Origin of the sequence: Methylobacterium sp. CCH7-A2, assembly GCF_001557075.1 — a bacterium.
GTDB classification, from domain to species: Bacteria; Pseudomonadota; Alphaproteobacteria; order Rhizobiales; family Beijerinckiaceae; genus Allobosea; species Allobosea massiliensis.
The window spans coordinates 70636-89677 of sequence record NZ_LSKN01000226.1; the positions used below are offsets into that span (position 1 = coordinate 70636).

17 protein-coding genes are annotated in these 19042 nt (G+C 67.3%); 8 read left to right on the forward strand and 9 right to left on the reverse strand.

Features of this window, described 5'->3' with window-relative positions; all coding sequences use genetic code 11:
- Positions 1-65 precede the first annotated feature (65 nt).
- On the forward strand, positions 66-767 hold the full coding sequence (locus AX750_RS16845; protein ID WP_066724732.1) for a FadR/GntR family transcriptional regulator: 702 nt from the start codon (positions 66-68) through the stop codon (positions 765-767).
- On the opposite strand, the gene AX750_RS16850 is transcribed toward AX750_RS16845, so the two are convergent.
- Positions 768-1670, reverse strand: a complete 903-nt coding sequence (locus tag AX750_RS16850) for a DMT family transporter (RefSeq protein ID WP_066724740.1) — start codon at positions 1668-1670, stop codon at positions 768-770.
- Between the two features lie 158 nt (positions 1671-1828).
- On the opposite strand from AX750_RS16850, the gene AX750_RS16855 reads away from it, so the two are divergent.
- Together AX750_RS16855 and AX750_RS16860 are read left to right on the forward strand one after the other, a co-directional pair.
- Complete coding sequence (locus tag AX750_RS16855) at positions 1829-2146, forward strand: metalloregulator ArsR/SmtB family transcription factor (RefSeq protein WP_066724742.1); 318 nt, start codon at positions 1829-1831, stop codon at positions 2144-2146.
- Positions 2146-2715: an SRPBCC family protein gene (locus AX750_RS16860; protein ID WP_082734978.1), complete on the forward strand. Its 570-nt coding sequence runs from the start codon at positions 2146-2148 to the stop codon at positions 2713-2715. Before AX750_RS16855 ends, AX750_RS16860 begins: the two co-directional genes overlap by 1 nt.
- Before the next feature lie 22 nt (positions 2716-2737).
- On the opposite strand, the gene AX750_RS16865 is transcribed toward AX750_RS16860, so the two are convergent.
- The 3 genes from AX750_RS16865 to AX750_RS16875 are packed head-to-tail and all read right to left on the reverse strand — an operon-like array spanning position 2738 to position 6642.
- Positions 2738-5002, reverse strand: coding sequence for an ATP-binding protein (locus tag AX750_RS16865; RefSeq protein WP_066724745.1), 2265 nt, complete (start codon positions 5000-5002; stop codon positions 2738-2740).
- A gap of 28 nt (positions 5003-5030) precedes the next feature.
- Positions 5031-5537, reverse strand: a complete 507-nt coding sequence (locus tag AX750_RS16870) for a hypothetical protein (RefSeq protein ID WP_082734979.1) — start codon at positions 5535-5537, stop codon at positions 5031-5033.
- A gap of 43 nt (positions 5538-5580) precedes the next feature.
- Entirely contained in the window at positions 5581-6642 is a 1062-nt protein-coding gene (locus AX750_RS16875; protein WP_066724747.1) for an HD domain-containing phosphohydrolase, read from the reverse strand.
- 258 nt (positions 6643-6900) lie between these two features.
- Between AX750_RS16875 and AX750_RS16880 the strand changes: the two genes are divergently transcribed.
- Genes AX750_RS16880 through AX750_RS16890 form a run of 3 tightly spaced genes read left to right on the forward strand, consistent with a single transcriptional unit; the run spans position 6901 to position 9904 of the window.
- Positions 6901-8394: a CHASE3 domain-containing protein gene (locus AX750_RS16880; RefSeq protein WP_066724750.1), complete on the forward strand. Its 1494-nt coding sequence runs from the start codon at positions 6901-6903 to the stop codon at positions 8392-8394.
- Positions 8391-8834 carry a response regulator gene (locus tag AX750_RS16885; RefSeq protein ID WP_066724753.1) on the forward strand — a complete coding sequence of 148 codons (444 nt, stop codon included), beginning with the start codon at positions 8391-8393 and terminating at the stop codon, positions 8832-8834. The genes AX750_RS16880 and AX750_RS16885 overlap by 4 nt, the downstream gene beginning before the upstream one ends.
- Positions 8835-8854: 20 nt before the next feature.
- On the forward strand, positions 8855-9904 hold the full coding sequence (locus AX750_RS16890) for a histidine kinase dimerization/phosphoacceptor domain -containing protein (protein WP_066724756.1): 1050 nt from the start codon (positions 8855-8857) through the stop codon (positions 9902-9904).
- A gap of 13 nt (positions 9905-9917) precedes the next feature.
- On the opposite strand, the gene AX750_RS16895 is transcribed toward AX750_RS16890, so the two are convergent.
- The 4 genes from AX750_RS16895 to AX750_RS16910 all read right to left on the reverse strand — a co-directional run bounded on the left by AX750_RS16895 (position 9918) and on the right by AX750_RS16910 (position 13395).
- Positions 9918-10445 carry a winged helix DNA-binding protein gene (locus AX750_RS16895; RefSeq protein ID WP_066724764.1) on the reverse strand — a complete coding sequence of 176 codons (528 nt, stop codon included), beginning with the start codon at positions 10443-10445 and terminating at the stop codon, positions 9918-9920.
- Positions 10446-10513: 68 nt separating this feature from the next.
- Positions 10514-11503, reverse strand: coding sequence for a TRAP transporter substrate-binding protein (locus tag AX750_RS16900; protein WP_066724767.1), 990 nt, complete (start codon positions 11501-11503; stop codon positions 10514-10516).
- A 35-nt stretch (positions 11504-11538) separates the two neighbouring features.
- Positions 11539-12843 carry a TRAP transporter large permease subunit gene (locus AX750_RS16905; RefSeq protein WP_066724770.1) on the reverse strand — a complete coding sequence of 435 codons (1305 nt, stop codon included), beginning with the start codon at positions 12841-12843 and terminating at the stop codon, positions 11539-11541.
- A gap of 3 nt (positions 12844-12846) precedes the next feature.
- Positions 12847-13395: a TRAP transporter small permease gene (locus tag AX750_RS16910; protein WP_066724773.1), complete on the reverse strand. Its 549-nt coding sequence runs from the start codon at positions 13393-13395 to the stop codon at positions 12847-12849.
- Between the two features lie 214 nt (positions 13396-13609).
- Between AX750_RS16910 and AX750_RS16915 the strand changes: the two genes are divergently transcribed.
- Together AX750_RS16915 and AX750_RS16920 are read left to right on the forward strand one after the other, a co-directional pair.
- Positions 13610-17206, forward strand: coding sequence for a hydantoinase B/oxoprolinase family protein (locus AX750_RS16915; protein ID WP_066724854.1), 3597 nt, complete (start codon positions 13610-13612; stop codon positions 17204-17206).
- 185 nt (positions 17207-17391) lie between these two features.
- Positions 17392-18087, forward strand: coding sequence for an SDR family oxidoreductase (locus AX750_RS16920; protein ID WP_066724776.1), 696 nt, complete (start codon positions 17392-17394; stop codon positions 18085-18087).
- A gap of 12 nt (positions 18088-18099) precedes the next feature.
- Here AX750_RS16920 and AX750_RS16925 read toward each other — a convergent pair whose 3' ends face one another.
- On the reverse strand, positions 18100-18882 hold the full coding sequence (locus AX750_RS16925; protein WP_197426703.1) for an alpha/beta hydrolase: 783 nt from the start codon (positions 18880-18882) through the stop codon (positions 18100-18102).
- Positions 18883-19042: the final 160 nt, after the last annotated feature.

Genomic DNA, 19042 nt, shown 5'->3' on the forward strand with positions numbered 1-19042 from the left:
CACGAGTTGACAGCGCGTCGCGGGAGCCGTCAACAGGCGGGTGTGGAAGGGGAGGGATGAGGCCCATGCAGGTCGAGAAGGACAGGAGGCCGGTCACCACCCAGCTGGTGCAGCAGATCCGGCGCCTGATGGCCGAGACGGGATTGAAGCCGGGAGACCGGGTGCCGCCGCAGCGGGAGCTCGCCCAGCGACTGGGGGCCAGCCGCCCGACCGTGCGCGAGGCCGTGCTGCAGCTCGAAGGGATGGGCCTGATCCGGATCGAGCCGGCGCGGGGCGCCTTCGTGGCCGAAGGCTTCGACCGCCCGGAGGCCGATCTCACCGGCTGGACTTTCGAGCAGCGCTTCTCGGAGGTGGAGATCTACCAACTGCGCTTCACGCTCGAGGCGTCAACCGTCCAGCTCGCGGCGCGGCACGCCTCGCAGGAGGATCTCGGCCGCCTCTCGGAGCTCAACGAGACGATGCGTCTGGCGATCGAGCAAGCGCGCTATCTCGACGCCATGGAGGCGGATTTCGGCCTGCATATGGCGATCGCGGAGATTGCCGGAAACCGTGCGATCCGCGATATCCTGGGCCTCTACCGGCCGATCATCACCCGCAGCCAGCGGCCGCCGGTGCAGGAGCCGGCCCGGCTGCAGGAGGCGTTCGCCGAGCATGGCGCGATCCTGCGCGCGCTCGGCCGCCGCGACGGCGAGACCGCGGCGGTCGCGATGCGGCACCACATCGTCCAGTCCTCGGACCGGATGAAGGTGCCCTTCATCGCCAGTTGATCAAGGCGCCGAAGGGCTGGTCTCGGCATCGACAGGCGCGCGGCCGGCCGCGCGCCGCTCCAGCAGGATCAGGGCGAGGCCGGCCGCCACGATGAGCGCCGCGCCGGCGAGCATGGCCGACGTCGGCCAATCGCCGAAGATCAGCCAGCCGAAGATCAGCGCCCAGACGATCAGCGTGTATTGGTAGGGCACGACGACCGAAGCTTCCGCCAGCTTGAGCGAGCGCGTGACGCAGAGATGCGCGACCATCGCGACGATGCCGAGCAGCCCCAGTAGCGCGGCGTCCGTCCAGCTCGGCGTGACCCAGCCGAAGGGCAGCAGCACGAGGCCCATCAGCAGGGCGCCCAGCGTCTGCCAGGCGACCAGCGTGACATCGGGCGTGCCGCGCAGATAGCGGCCGGCGATCATCATGCCCGCGAAGAGGACGCTGCCGAGCAGGGCCAGCAGGGCGGGCATCGACAGGCTCGCCCCCGTCGGGTTCAGCGCGATGGCGACGCCGGCGAAGCCCGCCGCGATGGCGAGCCAGCGCCCGGCATCGACCCGCTCGCCCAGCAGCAGCACGGCCAGCAGGGCCGACCAGACCGGAGCCGCCAGCCACAGCGTCATCGTATCCGCCAGCGGCAGATAGGAGACGGCAAGGTAGAACAGCGCGACCTCGCCGGAGCCGAGTGCCACACGCAGGACCTGGAGGCCCGGCCGCTCGGGCCTCAGCGTCCGCATCAGCCCCTGGCGCAGCACGAAGGGCATCAGCACGGCCAGCGCGGCGGCGCTGCGCAGCAGCAGCACCTGGCCGACCGTGTAGGTGGCCACGAGCCATTTCCCCATGACGTCGTTCAGGGAGAACATCAGGATGCCCAGCAGCATCATGAAGATGCCGGCGAGGGTGGCATTGCGGATGGCCATGGAGAGCGGTTCGCCGTTTCGGAGGTCGGACTGTGCAGCATCGCTTTGACGGAGCACGAGGCTGCGGGCAAGCGACCAGGCCGCGCAGCGGCCAGAAGCCGAGCGCCGCATTATAATTTTGTATTGACTTAATTAAGCTAAGACGGAATCATTGGCCCATGGACGCCTTCACCGCTCTTGCCGACCCGACCCGCCGCCGCATCATCGAGATGCTGGCGGAGGGTGAACTTTCGGCCGGGGAGATCGGAGAGCGGTTCACGCTGTCGGCACCGGCGATCTCGCAGCATCTCAAGGCGCTGCGCGAGGCCGGGCTGGTCCGGGTCACGGTCGCAGGCCAGCGGCGCATCTATGCGTTGGACCCGGACGGCATCGACGGCTTCGAGCAATGGGTCCGGCGCGTGCGCGCCTTCTGGCCCGACAGGCTGGCGGCCCTCGAGGCCGCGCTACGAAAGCCCGATCCGGGCGAGGAGGCGTGATGCAGACGCAGACACAGCAGGCGAATGCGAAGGCGTATGGCGAGGTGCTGGAGAGTGGGGCAGTGCGCTTCGAGCGGCTGCTTCCCGGGCCGATTGAGCGGGTCTGGGCCTATCTGGTCGAGGACGGGAAGCGTGCGAGCTGGTTCTGCGGCGGCAAGACGGAAGCCCGCGCCGGCGGCCAAATCGAGCTGTTCTTCAAGCATTCGCGCATCACCGACGAGACGCCGCCCGAGAGTCATCGCCAGATGAACGACGAGGGATCGCTGATGACCGGCACCGTCACGGTCTATGAGCCGCCGCACCGCCTGGCCTTCACCTGGGCGGGCATGGGCGACCCCGATTCCGATGTCGAGATCGAGCTGACGCCGATGGGGCAGCAGGTTCGGCTGGTGCTGATCCACCGCCGGCTGGCGACCAAGTCGCGCACGGCGATGGTGTCCAGCGGCTGGCATCTGCATCTCGGCCTGCTCGAGGACCAGCTCCTCGGTCAGAAGCCGCGGCCGTTCTGGTCGGCCCATGAGCCGCTGATGGCGGAGTATGCGCAGAGGCAGCGCGACGCAGCGCTGTAGGGCCCGCCGGCGGCCGCTCCGGTCAGGCGGATCGGCGCGCCGCGTCGGCCTGACTGGGGGCCGCCGCCGCGGGTTCGGTGGCTTCCAGCGCCAGCACGGTCCGAAGCAGCGTCGCCTGCAGCTCCGAGAGGTCGGCCGTCTCTCGGGTGCGGACGGCGATCTCGGCTTCGCGGGCTGCGGCTTCCACCGCGGAGAAGCCGAGCGTTCCCGCGAGCCCCTTGAGCGTGTGCAGCTCGCGGATCGCGGTTTCGCGGTCGCCGGCCAGCAAAGCCCTGGTGGCTTCGGCCGCGGCACGCGTGGCGTCCGGCCAGAATTGCCGGGTCAACTCGTCAAGCAGATCGCCGCCGATCTCCCGCCTCAATTCGGCGCGGATGAACGGGTCGACGGGGTCGATAACGGTCTCGCCGGCGGCGGCGTCCGCGGCCTGCGCCAGCGCTGCCGGCTTTGCTCTCTCGTCGGGGTCCGGCAGCCAGCGCGCGAGGATCGCGGCCAGCTTGGCGCGGTTGATCGGCTTGGCGACGAAGTCGCTCATCCCCGCTGCCAGGCAGGCCTCGCGGTCGCTGGCGAAGGCGTTGGCGGTCAACCCGATAATGGGCAGTTCGACGCAACCCTGCTGCCGGATCGCCTGCGTCGCCTCGAGCCCGCTCATCACCGGCATCTGCATGTCCATCAACACCAGATCGTAGCGCCCTGAGCTCACCAGGTGAGCGGCGATGCGGCCATCCGGGGCGTGATCGACCTCGACACCGAAGCGCTGGAGGAGTTCGCGCGCGACGGTGAAATTGATCGCGTTGTCTTCCGCGACGAGGATGCGGCCGGTGAAGCGCCGGTCCCCCGTCGGCTCGGGCTTCGGCTGCAGCGCTGGCTCGGGCGCACGGACCGGCTGTCGCTCCGATGGTGTGACGGGTCCGACCGGCAGGGTGAACCAGAAGCGCGTACCACTGCCTTCTCGCGATTCGACGCCGATGTCGCCGCCCATCGCGCCGATCAGCCGCCGGCAGATGGCGAGGCCGAGCCCGGTGCCGCCGAAGCGGCGGTTGATGGTGATGTCGAGCTGGCTGAAATCCTGGAACAGCCGGTCGCGCGCCTCGGGCGGGATGCCGATGCCGGTGTCGGTGTCATCGACCTCCACCGTCAGGCGATCGCCGTCGATGCGGCATGACACATGGACGCCGCCGCGATCGGTGAACTTGACCGCGTTGCCGACGAGATTGAAGAGGATCTGCCGGAGCCGCGTCGCATCCGTCGTGACCCGGGCTTGCGGCTGCTCGACATGCAAGGTGATGTCCTTGTCGCGCGCGCGGGCGCCCATCACATGGGCGACGCTGGCGAAGACCTCGCCGAGCTCGAAGGGAAGCATTTCAAGCTCGACGGCGCCGGATTCGAGCTTCGAGAAGTCGAGAATGTCATCAATGAGCGCAAGCAGGGTATCGCTGCATTCGCCGATCACAGAGAGCTTCTCGCGCTGGCTCTCGCTCATCGGTGTCCCGCGCATGATGTCGACCATGCCGATGATGCCGTTCAGCGGGGTGCGGATCTCGTGGCTCATCGTGGCCAGGAAGATCGACTTGGCGCGGGCCCCGGCTTCGGCGCGCTTGGCGGCGTCGGCGTTCTCGATGCTGAGCCGCTCGAAGCGGCGCCGCGCGATGCGGATCTGGTAGAGCTGGACGCCGAGATAGGCGACGATCATCGCCAGCGAAACGATCAGCGCCGTCATGGCGCCGCCGAGCTGCTGATAGGCTGCCGTCAGCTCGTTGCGGTCCTCCACCCGTATCCGCGACTGGGCGAGGTTGGTGACGTTGAGCAGGCGCTCGGTGTTCTGCATCAGCGGCGAAAGTTCTGCGAGCAGGGCCGCGGCCTGCGCCGTGGCCCCGGCATCCTCTGCCAGCGCATCGATGGTCGGAGCGAGCGCGAGGATGCGATCACGCGCATCCTGCGCCAGCGTCAGGATCTCCGGAGTCTGGCCGAACTTTGTCCGGTAGTGATTGCTGATGAGAACGGTGGTGCGGCTGTAGAGGATGTCGTAGCGCAGCCCGACATCGGCGCGCCGCTGGGCGCTGAAGCCCTCCCGCAGATCCTGAACGGCGCTGGCGAGTTTTTTCGCTTCGCGGTCGAGCTGGTAGGCCGCCCAGACGAGGTCCTCGCGCACGCTTTCATCCGTCGCCCGGTGACGCGTACCGAGCGCCGAAAACATCGCCATGACGACGCCTCCCAGCAGGATGCTGAGCCCGACGAGCGCCAGGATGCCCAGATTGTTCAGCCGGTTCTGTTTGCTGGGCTTATCCATCGGGCGGCGCCTCGGTGCGGTGCGCGCTTCAGCGCACCTCGATGGACTTCACCTGCCAGGCTGAGCGGCCGAAATAGAGCTCGTTGTAGAGCGAGGGCTGCTCGTCGAAGGGGTAGATCACGAAGATCGGCCCCTTGTCGCGCACGGAGATCGGCTTGTCGTTGATCTTCGTCGCGAGGATCACGGGCCATTTGCGGAAGTCCTCGACCGGAATCTCGACCGCGTAGTCGTTGAGCGCCGTCACCTTCAAGGTCGTCCCGGTCGCGCCGACCTGGTCGAGCAGCGCGGCCCCGAGGGGGCCTTCGAAGCGCATCTTGTCGGAATACCAGGGCGTGCTGGCCGTCGTCATGCGCTTGGGCAGAGCGTCCAGCATCGCCGCGTCGAAGGTCGCGCCATCCGGCCCGTTGCGATGGGCGATCTTGCCCGAGACGGTCAGGATCACCGGACCCTTGGCAGCAGGGATTTCGGCAGCGCCGGCCTGGCCGGCAGGTGCGAGGCAGGCAAGGCAGAAAAGGAGTGCGAGACGGATCAGCATGACAGGTCTCCTGTCGGTTGTAAGGGGTTCGCCGACGGCGAGCTCAGCTCGCGAGGGCGATCGGCGTAGTCAGAGGATCGGACGTGGCGTTGATCAGGGCGAGAATGTCGGTCCAGCGGGCCTCGAAAGCGGCGACGCAGGCCGGATCGAAATGGCGGCCGGAGCCGGCGAGGATGAACTGGCGGGCGTCTTCGGGCGGGCGTCCGGGCCGGTAGACGCGGTTGGCGCAGAGCGCCTCGAACACATCCGCCACGGCAGCGATGCGCCCTTCGACGGGGATGTCATGGCCCGAGAGACCGCGCGGATAGCCCTTGCCGTCCCAGCGTTCGTGATGGGTCGCCGCGATGCGTTCGGCGCAGCGCATCAGGGCGGAGCGGCCATCGGCGAGGATCGCCTCGCCGATCGACACATGCGTCCGCATCACCGCCATCTCCTCATCGGTGAGGCGGCCCGGCTTCTGCAGAATGAAGTCGGGGATGCCGATCTTGCCGACGTCGTGCATCGGCGCGGCGGCATGGATGGTCTCGCATTGCTCGGCGTCGAGACCCAGCCCCTCGGCGATGATCTTGCATAGTGCGGCCATGCGCGCGACGTGATCGCCGGTGTGTCCGTCGCGGCAGTCGATGGCGCGCGAGAGCCGCCGCGCCATGTCGCGCTGGCTCTCGACCAGATCCTGCGTCGCCTGGCGAACCTCCTTGGCGAGCCAGGCCGCCTTGTCGCGCATCGCGGTTTGCGCCTCGCGCAGCGCCAGCAGGTTCTGGACGCGAACGCGCAGTTCGACGGGCTCGATCGGCTTGCGCAGGAAGTCGGTCGCACCAGCGTCGAGTGCCGCCAGGCGGGTCTCGCGCTCCTCTGTGGTGGTGACCATCACGATCGGCTGGTCGCGATGGTTCGGCATCTGCCGCAGCGCCCGGATGAAGGAAACGCCATCCATCTCGGGCATCATGTAATCGACCATGACCAGGTCGAACTCGATGCTCGCCGCCGCCTCCAGCGCCTCGAGCGGGTTCGAGAAAACCGTGATGTGATGGTCGCCAATGTTGTTCACAACGCCGCGCAGCACCATCAGATAGGTGCGGTTGTCGTCGACGATCATGATCTTCATGCGGTTGGCCTTTGCCCGGTCAAGCGGCCTCCTGTCGTCGCATGCGGCCGAGGCGGCAGCACCCGCCCCCGCTGCGCCTGCAATTCGGCAGCCACTACTCCTGCCGTTAGGGCAAGCGGATTAAAATAAGTTCAATCCGGATGTGTAAAATGCGACGGTCCGGCAAAAAACTCGTGGCCGGACGCTTGTCTGCTGTCATTTGACCTTGCGAAGCGATGTGCGACGCTGCATCCCCATCGCGCCCCGTCCGGACGACCCATGCCGATCTCCCAGGCCTTTTTCCGCCGCACCAATCTCCTGCTGATGGCGGCGGGCATCCTTGCGCTCGTCACCATCGTGGCGGGCTCGCTGTGGCTGACGCTCGCCTCGGAGCGATCCTTCGCCCAGGTCGTCGATGCGCGCGAGGTCCGCAGCGCATCTGCCGATTTGATGTCGCTCGTTCAGGATGCGGAGACCGGCCAGCGTGGCTTCCTGCTCACGCGCGATGCGACCTATCTGGCGCCCTATACCGAGGCGGTGGCGCGCTTCGAGGAGCGGTTCCAGCGGCTGGCCGAAGCGGTCGCCGACGAGGTCGACATGGGGCCCTATGCGGCGCGTCTGCGCCGTGCGCTGGACGCGAAGATGGCCGAGCTGGCCGAGACGGTGGCTGCGTCGCAGCGCGGCGATTTCGCGGGGGCGCTGGCGCTCGTCGAGGATGGCCGCGGCAAGACGCTGATGGATGAGGCTCGTGCCGCCTTCGCCAGTATCCTCGAGCGCTCGGAGGCGCGCCTGCTCGCCGCCATCGCCGCGCAGGAGACGGCCGCCTCGCGGCTGCGCTGGGTCACGATCATCGGCGCCATCGTCATTCTCGGGCTCGCGGCGGCAGCGGCCTGGACGATCCTGAGCTACACCAACGAGATCGTCGGCGCCCGGCGTGAGCTCGAAGTGCTGAATGCCGGGCTGGAGGAACGCGTGCGCGAGCGCACCGATGCGCTGATCAAGGCCAATCAGGAGATCCAGCGCTTCGCCTATATCGTCACGCATGATCTGCGGGCGCCGCTGGTCAACATCATGGGTTTCACCAGCGAACTGGAGGAGACCCTCAAGCCGATCGGGGCCTATCTCGACGCTTCCGACGACAAGGCGGTGGCGCTGAAGGCCGAGGCCGAGGCGGCGCTGAAGACCGATGCGCCGGAGGCGCTGGAGTTCATCCGCTCTTCGACCCGCAAGATGGACGGGCTGATCAACGCGATCCTGAAGATCTCGCGCGAGGGCAGCCGGGCCCTGAAGCCCGAGCGGGTGATGCTCGATGCGCTGCTCGAGGCGGCCGCGGCGGCCGTCCACCACCAGGCCAGCGAGACGGGCGGCGGCATCGCCATCGAGGCGAAGACCGACCGCATCGTCAGCGACCGCTTCTCGCTCGACCAGATCATCGGCAATCTGCTCGACAACGCCATCAAGTACCGCGCGCCCGATCGGCCCCTGCAGATTGTCGCGCGCACGCTGGCGCCGCGCCCGGGCTGGGTGGCGATCGAGATCGAGGACAATGGCCGCGGCATCGCGGCCAGCGACCACGAGCGGATCTTCGAGCTGTTCCGGCGCTCGGGAACACAAAATACACCGGGCGAGGGGATCGGGCTTGCGCATGTACGCACGCTCGTGCGCAACCTCGGCGGAGACATCACCGTCCGGTCGGAATTCGGGGTGGGAACGACCTTCACGGTCCTGCTGCCGGCCGATCTGCGGAGCGTGAAGCGGAGCCACGAATCATGACCAACGCCAAACCCGTGTCGATCGTGATGATCGAGGATGACGAGGGCCATGCCCGGCTGATCGAGAAGAACATCCGGCGGGCCGGGGTCAACAACGAGATCATCCCGTTCACCAACGGCACCGAGGCGCTGGCCTATCTGTTCGGGCCGGACGGGTCGGGCATGGTCAGCTCGGGACGCCAGCTCCTGATCCTGCTCGATCTCAACCTGCCCGACATGGGCGGCGTCGACATCCTCGAAAAGGTCAAGGCCAACCCGCACACCAAGCGCTCGCCCGTGGTCGTGCTGACGACGACCGACGACAGCCGCGAGATCCAGCGCTGCTATGACCTCGGCGCCAATGTCTACATCACCAAGCCGGTGAACTATGACGGTTTCGCCAATGCCATCCGCCAGCTCGGGCTGTTCTTCTCGGTCATGCAAGTGCCAGAAACCCCGTGACCTCCGCGGATGATCCGGCCATGCCCCATCGGCCGCTGACGGTTCTCTATATCGACGACGACGTGGCGCTGGGCCGGCTCGTGCAGCGCATCCTCGCGCGCAAAGGCTATGCGGTCGAGCATGTCGGCGATGCCGAGGCCGGGCTGGCGCGCATCGCGGAGGGCGGCATCGACGCCGTGATCCTCGACCATGACCTCGGAACGAGTTCGGGGCTGGAGGTGCTGGCGCGTCTCGCCGGCAGCGAGGGCGCGCCGCCGGTGGTCTATGTCACCGCCTCCTCTGAACTCGCCATCGCGGTCCAGGCCTTAAAGGCCGGCGCTGTCGACTATGTGGTCAAGACGATCGGCGAGGATTTCGAGGTGCTGCTGACCGCTGCGCTGGAGCAGTCGGTCGAGCGGGCGCGTCTGCTTCGCGCCAAGGAGGAAGCCGAGCGCGAGGTCCGCGACGCGCGCGACCGCGCCATCGTGCTGCTGGCGGAGGTCAACCATCGCGTCGCCAACAGCCTTGCGCTGGTGTCGTCGCTGGTACGGATGCAGGCCGCCTCGGTGCAGGATGCCGGGGCGCGCGCGGCGCTGGCCGAAACGCAGGCGCGCATCACCGCGATCGGCAATCTCCACCGCAGCCTCTACACCTCCGACGACGTCCGTACCGTCGATCTTGCGGCCTATCTCGAGACGCTGGTGCGCGAGCTCGGCCATTCCATGTCGGCGGCCGGGCGCACGCCCGATATCCGCTTCGAGGCGGTGCCGATCCTGATGAAGACAGACAAGGCGGTGTCGATCGGCATGATCGTCACCGAGCTGGTGACGAACGCGATCAAATACGCCTATCCCGAGGGGACGGGCGAAATCCGTGTCTCGCTCGCGCGCGAGCCGGACGGCGCGACGCTGCTCGTCGTGGCCGATGACGGGGTGGGCTGGTCGGGGCAGGGACCGGCGACGGGCACCGGCCTCGGCGGCAAGATCGTCGGCGCGATGGCGCGCAGCCTCGGCACCAGCATCGACTATGCGCGGCAGGCCCAGGGGACGCGCGTGACGATCCGGATCGTGGAGGACGAGCCCGCGGCCTGAGGCTGACGGCGTCTCAGAGGCTCGCGGCAGCGCGTGCGGCCTGATCGTACTGTCCCGAGAGCGAGCGCATCGCCGTGGCGATCTCGGAGAGGCGCTTCGGGTCGAGCCCGGTCGATAGCACCGACTTGACCAGAAGCTGCTCGCGAATCCGGGCATAGGCACGGCAGGCTTCCTCGCCCGCAGGCGTCACCTCCACCGTCTTCTCCTTGCCCTTGCGACCGGCCTTGAGGAGCTTCAGGCGCTCCAGCTTCTTGAGCGCGTAGTTCACCAGATGCGTGTCCTCGATGTTGAGGACGAGGCAGATATCGGCGAGGCGCTTGGCCTTGCCGCGATGGTTGACGTTGTGCAGCACCAGCACGTCGAGCGGGGACAGGTCCGGCGTGCCGGCGGCCGCCATGGCGCGCACCATCCAGCGATGGAAGGCGTGCACCGTCATGCTCATCGCGAACTCGAATTCCGACAGAGCCGGCATCGCCCCCGCCGCCAGATGGCCGGAGGAGACGATGGGGCCGAGTTCGGTGGAGGAGGGCGGTGATGACATCGTCGCTCGCCGGAGGGGCCGCGGGGGAAGCGGACCCCGCGCCCGGTTGAGGGCGCGGGGCGGCAGCCTCACATCTTCTTGTAGGCGTCGACGATCGCCTGGCCGTCGGCACCGGCCTTCTTCAGCCAGTCGCCGGTCAGGGTGTCACCGGCCTTCTTGAAGCCGGCGGCGAGCTCGGCGCTCGGGGCCTGGACCTTCATGCCCTTGGCCTTGAGCTGCTCGAGATACCAGCCGGACTTCTCCTCCCACATCTTCCAGCCGCGCGCTTCGGCGTCGGCGGAGGCCTTGAGGATGGCGTCCTGCGTCGCCTTGTCGAGCCCGTTGAAGGCGGCCTTGTTGACGAAGGTCGCGTTCTTCGGGATCCAGGCTTGGACGTCGTAGAAATGCGTCAGCGACTCCCAGACCTTGGAATCGTAGCCGGTGCCGCCCGAGGACATGAAGGAGTTGACGACGCCGGTCGCCAGCGCCTGCGGCAGTTCCGCCGCCTGGATCGTCACCGACTGCATGCCGAGCAGATCGCCGAGGCGGGCCGTGCCGACATTGTAGGAGCGCCACTTGAGGCCCTTCATGTCGTCGATCGTGTTGAGCTCCTTCTTCGTGTAGACGCCCTGCGGCGCCCAGGGAACCATGAACAGCAGCTTCACGCCCTGGGAGTCGAGCTTCTTCTCCACGGCGGCCTTGGAGGCGGCATAGAGCTTCTTGGCGTCGGCGAAGGACGTCGCGAGGAAGGGCACGACGTCGATGCCGTAGACCGGATCCTCGTTCTCGTGGATCGAGAGGAGCACCTCACCCATCTGGGCCTGGCCGCTCTGGACCGCGCGCTTGATCTCGGGGGCCTTGAACAGCGAGGCGCCGGGATGGACGGTGATGGCGAGCTTGCCGCCGCTCGCGGCCTCCACATCCTTGGCGAAGAGCGTGAGGTTCTCGCTGTGCGGGTTGTCGGCCGGGTAGGCGGCCGGGAGATTCCACTTGGTCTGCGCGGCGGCGGGCGCGGCGAAGGCCAGAGCGCTGACGCCGAAGGCCAGGGCGGCGGCGGTAAGGGTCCTGCGGTCGATCATGATGTCATTCCCTCTCTTGTTGGTTGTGGGTGGGGTCAGTCCGGGAAAGCGAGTTTGGGCAGGAAGAGCACGATCTGCGGGAAGGTCGTGATGATGAAGACGGCGATGTTGAGCAGAATGAAGAACGGAAACGCTGCCTTCGCAATCGTCCAGGTGTCCTTGCCGCTCATGTTCTGCAGCACGAAGAGGTTGAAGCCCACCGGCGGGGTGATCTGCGCCATCTCGACATGGATAACGAGGTAGACACCGAACCAGACGAGATCGAAGCCGGCTTCCTTCACCATCGGCAGAACGATGACGGCCGTCAGGACGATCATCGAGATGCCGTCGATCAGGCAGCCCAGGATGATGTACATGATGGTCAGCGCCAGCACGAGCATATGCGTCGAGAGCTGCATGCCCTTGACCCATTCGGCCAGGGCCATCGGGATGCCGGTATAGGCCATCGCCGCGGTGCAGAAGGCGGCTCCGGCCAGGATCAGCATGATCATGCAGGTGAGCCTGGTCGCGCTCATGATGCTCTCGAAGAGCGTCTTCCAGCTCAGCGTGCCGCTCCACCAGGCGAGGAAAAGTGCGCCGGACACCCCCCAGGCCGCGCATTCCGTCGCCGTCGCGAAACCCAGGATCAGCGCCAGGAACACGGCTGCGATCAGGACGAGGCAGGGCATCAGCTTGGCGGATTGCCGCAGCTTCTCGAAGAAGGGCAGCGCGGGGTCGCGCGGTGGCGTCTTGTCCGGGTTGAGCAGCGACCAGATGATGACGTAGCCCATATAGAGCGCCATCACGAGCAGGCCCGGCAGGAAGCCGCCGAGGAAGACCTGCAGCACCGAGACGTTCGCCGTCACGGCATAGACGACCATTGGGATGGAGGGCGGGATCAGCAGGCCGAGCGTGCCCGAGCCGGCGAGGGTGCCTAGGCTGAGTTGCTCGTCATAGCCGCGCTTCTTCAGCTCCGGCAGCGAGATCTTGCCGATCGTTGCCACCGTCGCGGCCGAGGATCCGGACACGGCGGCAAAGATGCCGCAGCCGACGATGTTGGTGTGAATCAGGCGTCCCGGCAGCCATTGCAGCCAGGGCGACAGCCCCTGGAACATTTGCTCGGAAAGGCGGGTCCGGAACAGGATCTCGCCCATCCAGATGAAGAGCGGCAGGGCGGTCAGCGTCCAGCCGCTGGCGGAACTCCAGACCGTGGTGGCCAGCACCTGGCCGATCGGCACGTCGGTGACGAGCCACATCGCCAGCAGGCCGACGAGGCCGAGCCCGACGGCGATCCAGACGCCGCTGGCGAGAACGAGAATGAGGAAGCTGAGCAGAACAAGGGCGAGAACGGGAAGGCTCATGGTTCAGACGCCTCCGCCCTGCGCGACGCGCTCGACCAGTTCCTCGACCGATTTCGGCGGCTCGGGCTCATAGGTGGGGCGACCCGTCCGCAACACGATGACGAACTCGTCGAGGATCGCGATCAGCAGCGTGCCGAGTCCCAGCACGAGGGAAAGCTGCGGCATCCACAGCGGGACGGACACGACGCCGGTGGACATGTCCGAGTACTGCCAGGAATCATAGGCGAGCTTGCCGGTCTGAAAGGTGAAGTAGCCGATGAAGAGGGCTGCGACGGTGAGCGAGAACAGCTCCGCGCCTTTACGCGCCGATCCGTGCAGGCGCTCGATCAGGAGGCCGACCCGGATCATCTCGCCCTTCTTGAAGGTGTGGGCGAGACCGAAGAAGGCCATCGCAGCGAAGGCCCAACCGGCGAAGTCATCGCCAGAGGGAACGTTGAAGTTGATGTCGCGACCGACGGACAGCAGCATCATCAGGCCAAAGATCACGACCAGGAAGATGCCGGCGATGTATCCCGCTCCGAGGTAGAGCAGATCAAGGGAGCGCCGGATCATCGGGGCATCTCCCGATGGGTGGGCGGGCGCGAGCCCGCGATTGCCAGGAGCGTTCCCGTCATAGCATCCTCCGCCTCGCAACCGCCCGGCCCCTCGCCATGATCCGGTCACAATCGCGATCGTAGCCGTCGAATCCGGCTTGTCAACAACACATCGACAAATTATCGATGAAACGTCAGCGACGGTTCCGCGTCGCCCGATGGGAGGATTCGAGATGGCGCCGCGCTGGGATTTCTGGATCGATCGGGGCGGCACCTTCACGGATGTGATCGGTCGCGACCCCTCAGGCAAACTTCACGCCAGGAAGCTGCTGTCCGAGAATCCGGGCGCCTATCGCGACGCCGCGGTGCAGGGAATCCGCGACCATCTCGGTCTGAAGACCGGCGAGCCGATTCCGGCCGGGCTGGTCGGCGAGGTCCGCATGGGCACGACGGTGGCGACCAACGCCCTACTCGAGCGCAAGGGCGACCGGACGCTGCTGGTCACCACGAAGGGGTTCCGCGATGCGCTGCGCATCGGCTACCAGGCGCGGCCCGACATCTTCGCCAAGCAGATCATCAAGCCCGAGCAGCTCTACGAGGCGGTGGTCGAGATCGAGGAGCGCGTGCTGGCCGACGGCGTGGTCGAGCAGGCGCCCGACGAGGCTGCGATCCGGGCTGCACTTCAGGCGCAGTTCGAGGCCGGCTTCCGTGCGGTGGCAATCGCCTTCATGCACGCCTATCGCTATCCGGCGCATGAGCAGGTCGCAGCCCGGATCGCCCGCGAGATCGGCTTCCCGCAGGTCTCGGTCAGCCATGAGGTCTCGCCGCTGATCAAGCTCGTCGGCCGCGGCGACACCACCGTGGTCGATGCCTATCTCTCGCCCATCCTCGGCCGCTATGTGCAGCAGGTCTCGGAGGAACTCGACATCGCCCGCACCGGTGCGCGGCTGATGTTCATGATGTCCTCCGGCGGGCTCACCGCCGCCGAGCTCTTCCAGGGCAAGGATGCGATCCTGTCCGGCCCCGCCGGTGGCGTCGTCGGCCTGGCCGAAACCGGCCGCTCCGCCGGCTTCGACAAGGTCATCGGCTTCGACATGGGCGGGACCTCCACCGACGTCGCCCATTTCGACGGCGAATATGAGCGCGCCTTCGAGACGGAGGTGGCCGGCGTGCGGATGCGTGCGCCGATGATGCTGATCCACACGGTCGCGGCCGGTGGCGGCTCGATCCTGCACTATGACGGTGCCCGCTTCCGCGTCGGGCCGGATTCCGCCGGCGCCAATCCGGGGCCGGCCGCCTATCGCCGCGGCGGGCCGCTCGCGGTGACCGACGCCAACGTCATGGTCGGCAAGCTGATCCCGGACTACTTCCCGCCGATCTTCGGCGAGAAGCGCGACCAGCCGCTCGATGTCGCGGCCGTGAAGGCGAAGTTCGCGGCGCTCGCCGCGGAGGTCGGGGACGGACGCAGTCCCGAGCAGGTCGCCGACGGCTTCATCCAGATCGCGGTCGCCAACATGGCCGAGGCGATCAAGAAGATCTCGGTGCAGCGCGGCTACGACATCACCCGCTATGCGCTGAACTCGTTTGGCGGCGCCGGCGGGCAGCATGCCTGCCTCGTGGCGGATGCGCTGGGCATCAAGACCGTGCTGCTGCATCCGTTCTCCGGCCTGCTCTCGGCCTATGGCATGGGCCTGGCCGAAATCCGCGCGACGCGGACGGCCGCACTCGACGTAGCCCTCGACGGCGGCGCGCAGGCGGCGGTCGAGGCCGCGGCGGCCTCCCTCGTCGCGGAGGCGCGGGCCGAGGTCGCCGGACAGGGTGTCGCGGAGGCGGCCATCACCGCGCTGACGCGCGCCCATGTCCGCTATGCCGGCACCGATACCGCCATCGCGGTGGCAGCCGGCACGCCCGACGCGATGAAGGCGGCGTTCCAGGCGGCCCACAAGGCGCGCTTCGGCTTCATGGACGAGAGCAAGGCGCTGGTGATCGAGGCCGTCGAGGTCGAGGCCATCGGGGGCGGGGCGCGCTTCGAGGAAGCGTCGGTCGGCGAAAGCGCGGGCGAGCCGTCCGTCGCCGCCACCACCCGGATGTTCTCGCAGGGCCGCTGGCACGAGGCGGCGATCGTCCGGCGCGAGGCGATGCGGCCCGGCCAGGGGATCGCGGGACCCGCGATCATCATCGAGCCGAACCAGACGGTCGTGGTTGAGGAGGGCTGGAGCGCGAAGCTCACGGCCAAGGACCATCTCGTGCTGGTGCGCTCCAAGGCGCTCGTCCAGACCGCTGCGATCGGCACGAAGGCCGATCCGGTGATGCTCGAGATCTTCAACAATCTGTTCATGTCGATCGCCGAGCAGATGGGCGTGACGCTGCAGAACACCGCCTATTCGGTGAACATCAAGGAGCGGCTCGACTTCTCCTGCGCGGTCTTCGACAGCCAGGCGGCGCTCGTCGCCAACGCCCCGCACATGCCCGTGCATCTCGGCTCGATGGACAAGTCGGTCGAGACCGTCATCAAAAACAACCCGGTCATCAAGCCGGGCGACGTCTACTGCCTGAACGCGCCCTATAATGGCGGCACGCATCTGCCGGACATCACGGTCTGCACCCCGGTCTTCGACGAGGCCGAGAAGGACATTCTGTTCTGGGTCGCCAGCCGCGGCCACCATGCCGATGTCGGCGGCACCGCGCCGGGCTCGATGTCGCCGCTGGCGACCGTGATCGAGGAGGAAGGCGTCTATATCGACAACTTCAAGATCGTCGATCAGGGCCGCTTCTGCGAGGACGAACTGGTCGCGGTCCTGACCGGCGCCCGATATCCGGTGCGCAACGTCGTCCAGAACGTCAACGACCTGAAGGCGCAGATCGCCGCCAACGCCAAGGGCGTCGCCGAGCTGAAGAAGATGATCGCCTCCTTCGGGCTCGACGTGGTGCAGGCCTATATGGGCCATGTCCAGGACAATGCGGCCGAGAGCGTCGCGCGGCTGCTGACCAAGCTCCACGATGCCGAGTTCACCTATCCGATGGACCAGGGTTGCGCGATCAAGGTCAGGATCAGCATCGACCGCGACAAACGCGAGGCCACCGTCGACTTCACCGGCACTTCGCCGCAGCGGCCCGACAATTTCAACGCCCCGGCGCCGGTGACGCGGGCCGCGGTGCTCTATGTCTTCCGCGTCATGGTCGACGATGCGATCCCGATGAATGCCGGCTGCCTGCGGCCGATCAAGATCGTCATCCCCGAGGGCTCGATGCTCTCGCCGCGCTATCCGGCCGCGGTGGTGGCCGGCAATGTCGAGGTTTCGCAGGCTGTGACGAACACGCTGTTCGGGGCGCTGGAAGCGATGTCCTGCTCGCAGGGCACGATGAACAACCTCACCTTCGGCAACGACCAGTACCAGTACTACGAGACGATCTGCTCGGGCTCCCCGGCCGGGCCGGGCTTCCACGGCACGTCGGGCGTCCATGTCCACATGACGAATTCGCGCTTGACCGATCCAGAGGTGCTCGAGACGCGTTTCCCCGTCGTGCTGGAGGATTTCCACATCCGCGCCGGCTCGGGCGGGCGCGGCGCGTGGAACGCGGGCGACGGCACCAGCCGCACGATCCGTTTCCGCGAGCCGATGGACTGCGCGATCCTCGCCTCGCACCGCAAGGTCCGCCCCTTCGGTGTCAAGGGCGGCGAGCCGGGGCAGTTGGGCAAGACGCTGGTGCGGCGTCTGTCGGGCGCGGTCGAGGAGCTCAACCCTTGCGACCAGACGCTGCTCCAGGCCGGCGAGGCGGTGACGGTGATCACGCCGACGGCGGGAGGGTACGGCACGCCGAAGGGGTGAGGATAAGAGGCGCGTCATTCTCGGGCGAAGCGAAGCGCAGACCCGAGAATCTCGTGCCGAGCGATGCTTCGACGAGCGCGTCACGAGATGCTCGGGTCAAGCCCGAGCATGACGGCCACGCTTTCGCCGCTCTGGAAAGGTTGCCGCCACCGGCTAAGGTCTGACCGAGAGGACGGAGCCACAGCATGCCCCACACCTGGATGATCACCGGTGCCAATCGCGGCATCGGCCTTGCGCTCACCATGGAGCTGCTGCGGCGGGGCGACCATGTCGTGGCGGCGGCGCGCAATCCCTGGGGCGGGGCGCTCGGCGAGCTCGCGGCGGCGCATCCGGCGGCGCTGCTCCCGCTCGAACTCGACGTCACCTCCGACGAGAGCGTCGCGGCGGCGAAGGGCGCGCTCGACGGCCGGCCGATCGACGTCCTCGTCAACAATGCCGGCATCCACGGCCCGCGCGGCACCGAGAGCGCGCTCGCGATGGATTTCGATGTCTGGCGCGAGGTCTTCGAGGTGAATGTCTACGGGCCACTGCGGGTTTCGCAGGCCCTCCTGGCGAATGTCGAGGCGAGCAGCGGTCGCAAGATCGCGACCATCACCAGCCGCATGGGCTCGATCGGGCTAAATCCGTCGGGCTCGCTGGCCTATCGCTCGTCGAAGGCGGCGGTGAACATGGCGATGGTGGTGTTCGGCAATGCGGTGCGTGCGCGCGGCGTCGCGCAACTCCTGTTCCATCCCGGCTGGGTGCGCACCGACATGGGCGGCGGCGGCGCCGATATCGCGCCCTCCGAGAGTGCGGCCGGGCTCATCGCCACGATCGACGCATCGGGGCTGGCGCAGACGAACAGCTTCCGGACCTGGCAGGGCGAGCCGATTCCCTGGTGAGATCGGCCCGCATCACGCGTCGAGGATGAATGCGCGGATGGCGGCCAGCGCCGCCTCCGGATCGTCCGGCACGATGCCGTGTCCGCAGCGCGCGAACCGCTCGAACCGCACACGGTTTGGCGGAAGGCTTTGCGCGATCGTCTCGCTGAAGGCGATCGGCATGATCGGATCGTCCTCGCCGCCCATCACGAGAACGGGGCATTCGATGCTTGCGAGGGCTTCGCGAAAATCCATCCGCCCCTGCTCGTTGCTGGGCCCGTTGAAATGGACGCCGGTCTCATTGCGCATGATGACCCGTTGCTCCCAGTCGGCCGGGCCGATTGGTGGTCTGGCTTTGTAGAGCGGCAGGCAGATGTCGAGATAAGGCGCCCGGGTCGCCGGCGAGGGCGCCGACCAGTAGTCCCGCGCCGCCTCTCCCGCCTGCAACCCGCCGATCCGCTCGAACGCTGCATAGATCGTCGGAAAATCGATCTTGGCCGCGGTGGTGACGAGGATCAGCTTGCCGGCATGGCGGGGATGGCGCGTCGCATAGGCCTGCGCGACGAAGCCACCGAACGAGGTGCCGAGCACGATCGGTCTCTCGATGCCGATCGCGTCGCAGAGCCCCTTCAGGTCATCACCCCACTGCGCCAGCGTCCAGTTTGCGGGCAACCCGTCCTCGCTGCGGCCGCAGCCGCGATGGTCGTAGTAGACGATCTGGCAGATGTCGCTGAGCGCCGAGAAGGCCGGCTTGTAGAGACTGTGGTCGGCGCCGGGGCCGCCATGAACCAGGATCAGCGTCGGTTTCGCACGCATTCGCGGTCCATCGGGGACGAGGCCTGCGCCTTCGACATCGACGTAGAGGCGTACGCCGTTGACCATCACATGCATCGAACAGCCTCCGTCACGGCCTTTGACCTTAGCGAAGGTGCGGCCGGGTTCAATGTCCAGCCATGCCTCGCGCCATCTGTTCGCC

Coding starts and splice junctions, on each gene's coding strand:
- AX750_RS16845 (WP_066724732.1), top strand. CDS start 66: ATGCAGGTCGAGAAGGACAGGAGGCCGGTCACCACCCAGCTGGTGCAG.
- AX750_RS16850 (WP_066724740.1), bottom strand. CDS start 1,670: ATGGCCATCCGCAATGCCACCCTCGCCGGCATCTTCATGATGCTGCTG.
- AX750_RS16855 (WP_066724742.1), top strand. CDS start 1,829: ATGGACGCCTTCACCGCTCTTGCCGACCCGACCCGCCGCCGCATCATC.
- AX750_RS16860 (WP_082734978.1), top strand. CDS start 2,146: ATGCAGACGCAGACACAGCAGGCGAATGCGAAGGCGTATGGCGAGGTG.
- AX750_RS16865 (WP_066724745.1), bottom strand. CDS start 5,002: ATGGATAAGCCCAGCAAACAGAACCGGCTGAACAATCTGGGCATCCTG.
- AX750_RS16870 (WP_082734979.1), bottom strand. CDS start 5,537: ATGCTGATCCGTCTCGCACTCCTTTTCTGCCTTGCCTGCCTCGCACCT.
- AX750_RS16875 (WP_066724747.1), bottom strand. CDS start 6,642: ATGAAGATCATGATCGTCGACGACAACCGCACCTATCTGATGGTGCTG.
- AX750_RS16880 (WP_066724750.1), top strand. CDS start 6,901: ATGCCGATCTCCCAGGCCTTTTTCCGCCGCACCAATCTCCTGCTGATG.
- AX750_RS16885 (WP_066724753.1), top strand. CDS start 8,391: ATGACCAACGCCAAACCCGTGTCGATCGTGATGATCGAGGATGACGAG.
- AX750_RS16890 (WP_066724756.1), top strand. CDS start 8,855: ATGCCCCATCGGCCGCTGACGGTTCTCTATATCGACGACGACGTGGCG.
- AX750_RS16895 (WP_066724764.1), bottom strand. CDS start 10,445: ATGTCATCACCGCCCTCCTCCACCGAACTCGGCCCCATCGTCTCCTCC.
- AX750_RS16900 (WP_066724767.1), bottom strand. CDS start 11,503: ATGATCGACCGCAGGACCCTTACCGCCGCCGCCCTGGCCTTCGGCGTC.
- AX750_RS16905 (WP_066724770.1), bottom strand. CDS start 12,843: ATGAGCCTTCCCGTTCTCGCCCTTGTTCTGCTCAGCTTCCTCATTCTC.
- AX750_RS16910 (WP_066724773.1), bottom strand. CDS start 13,395: ATGATCCGGCGCTCCCTTGATCTGCTCTACCTCGGAGCGGGATACATC.
- AX750_RS16915 (WP_066724854.1), top strand. CDS start 13,610: ATGGCGCCGCGCTGGGATTTCTGGATCGATCGGGGCGGCACCTTCACG.
- AX750_RS16920 (WP_066724776.1), top strand. CDS start 17,392: ATGCCCCACACCTGGATGATCACCGGTGCCAATCGCGGCATCGGCCTT.
- AX750_RS16925 (WP_197426703.1), bottom strand. CDS start 18,882: ATGCGTGCGAAACCGACGCTGATCCTGGTTCATGGCGGCCCCGGCGCC.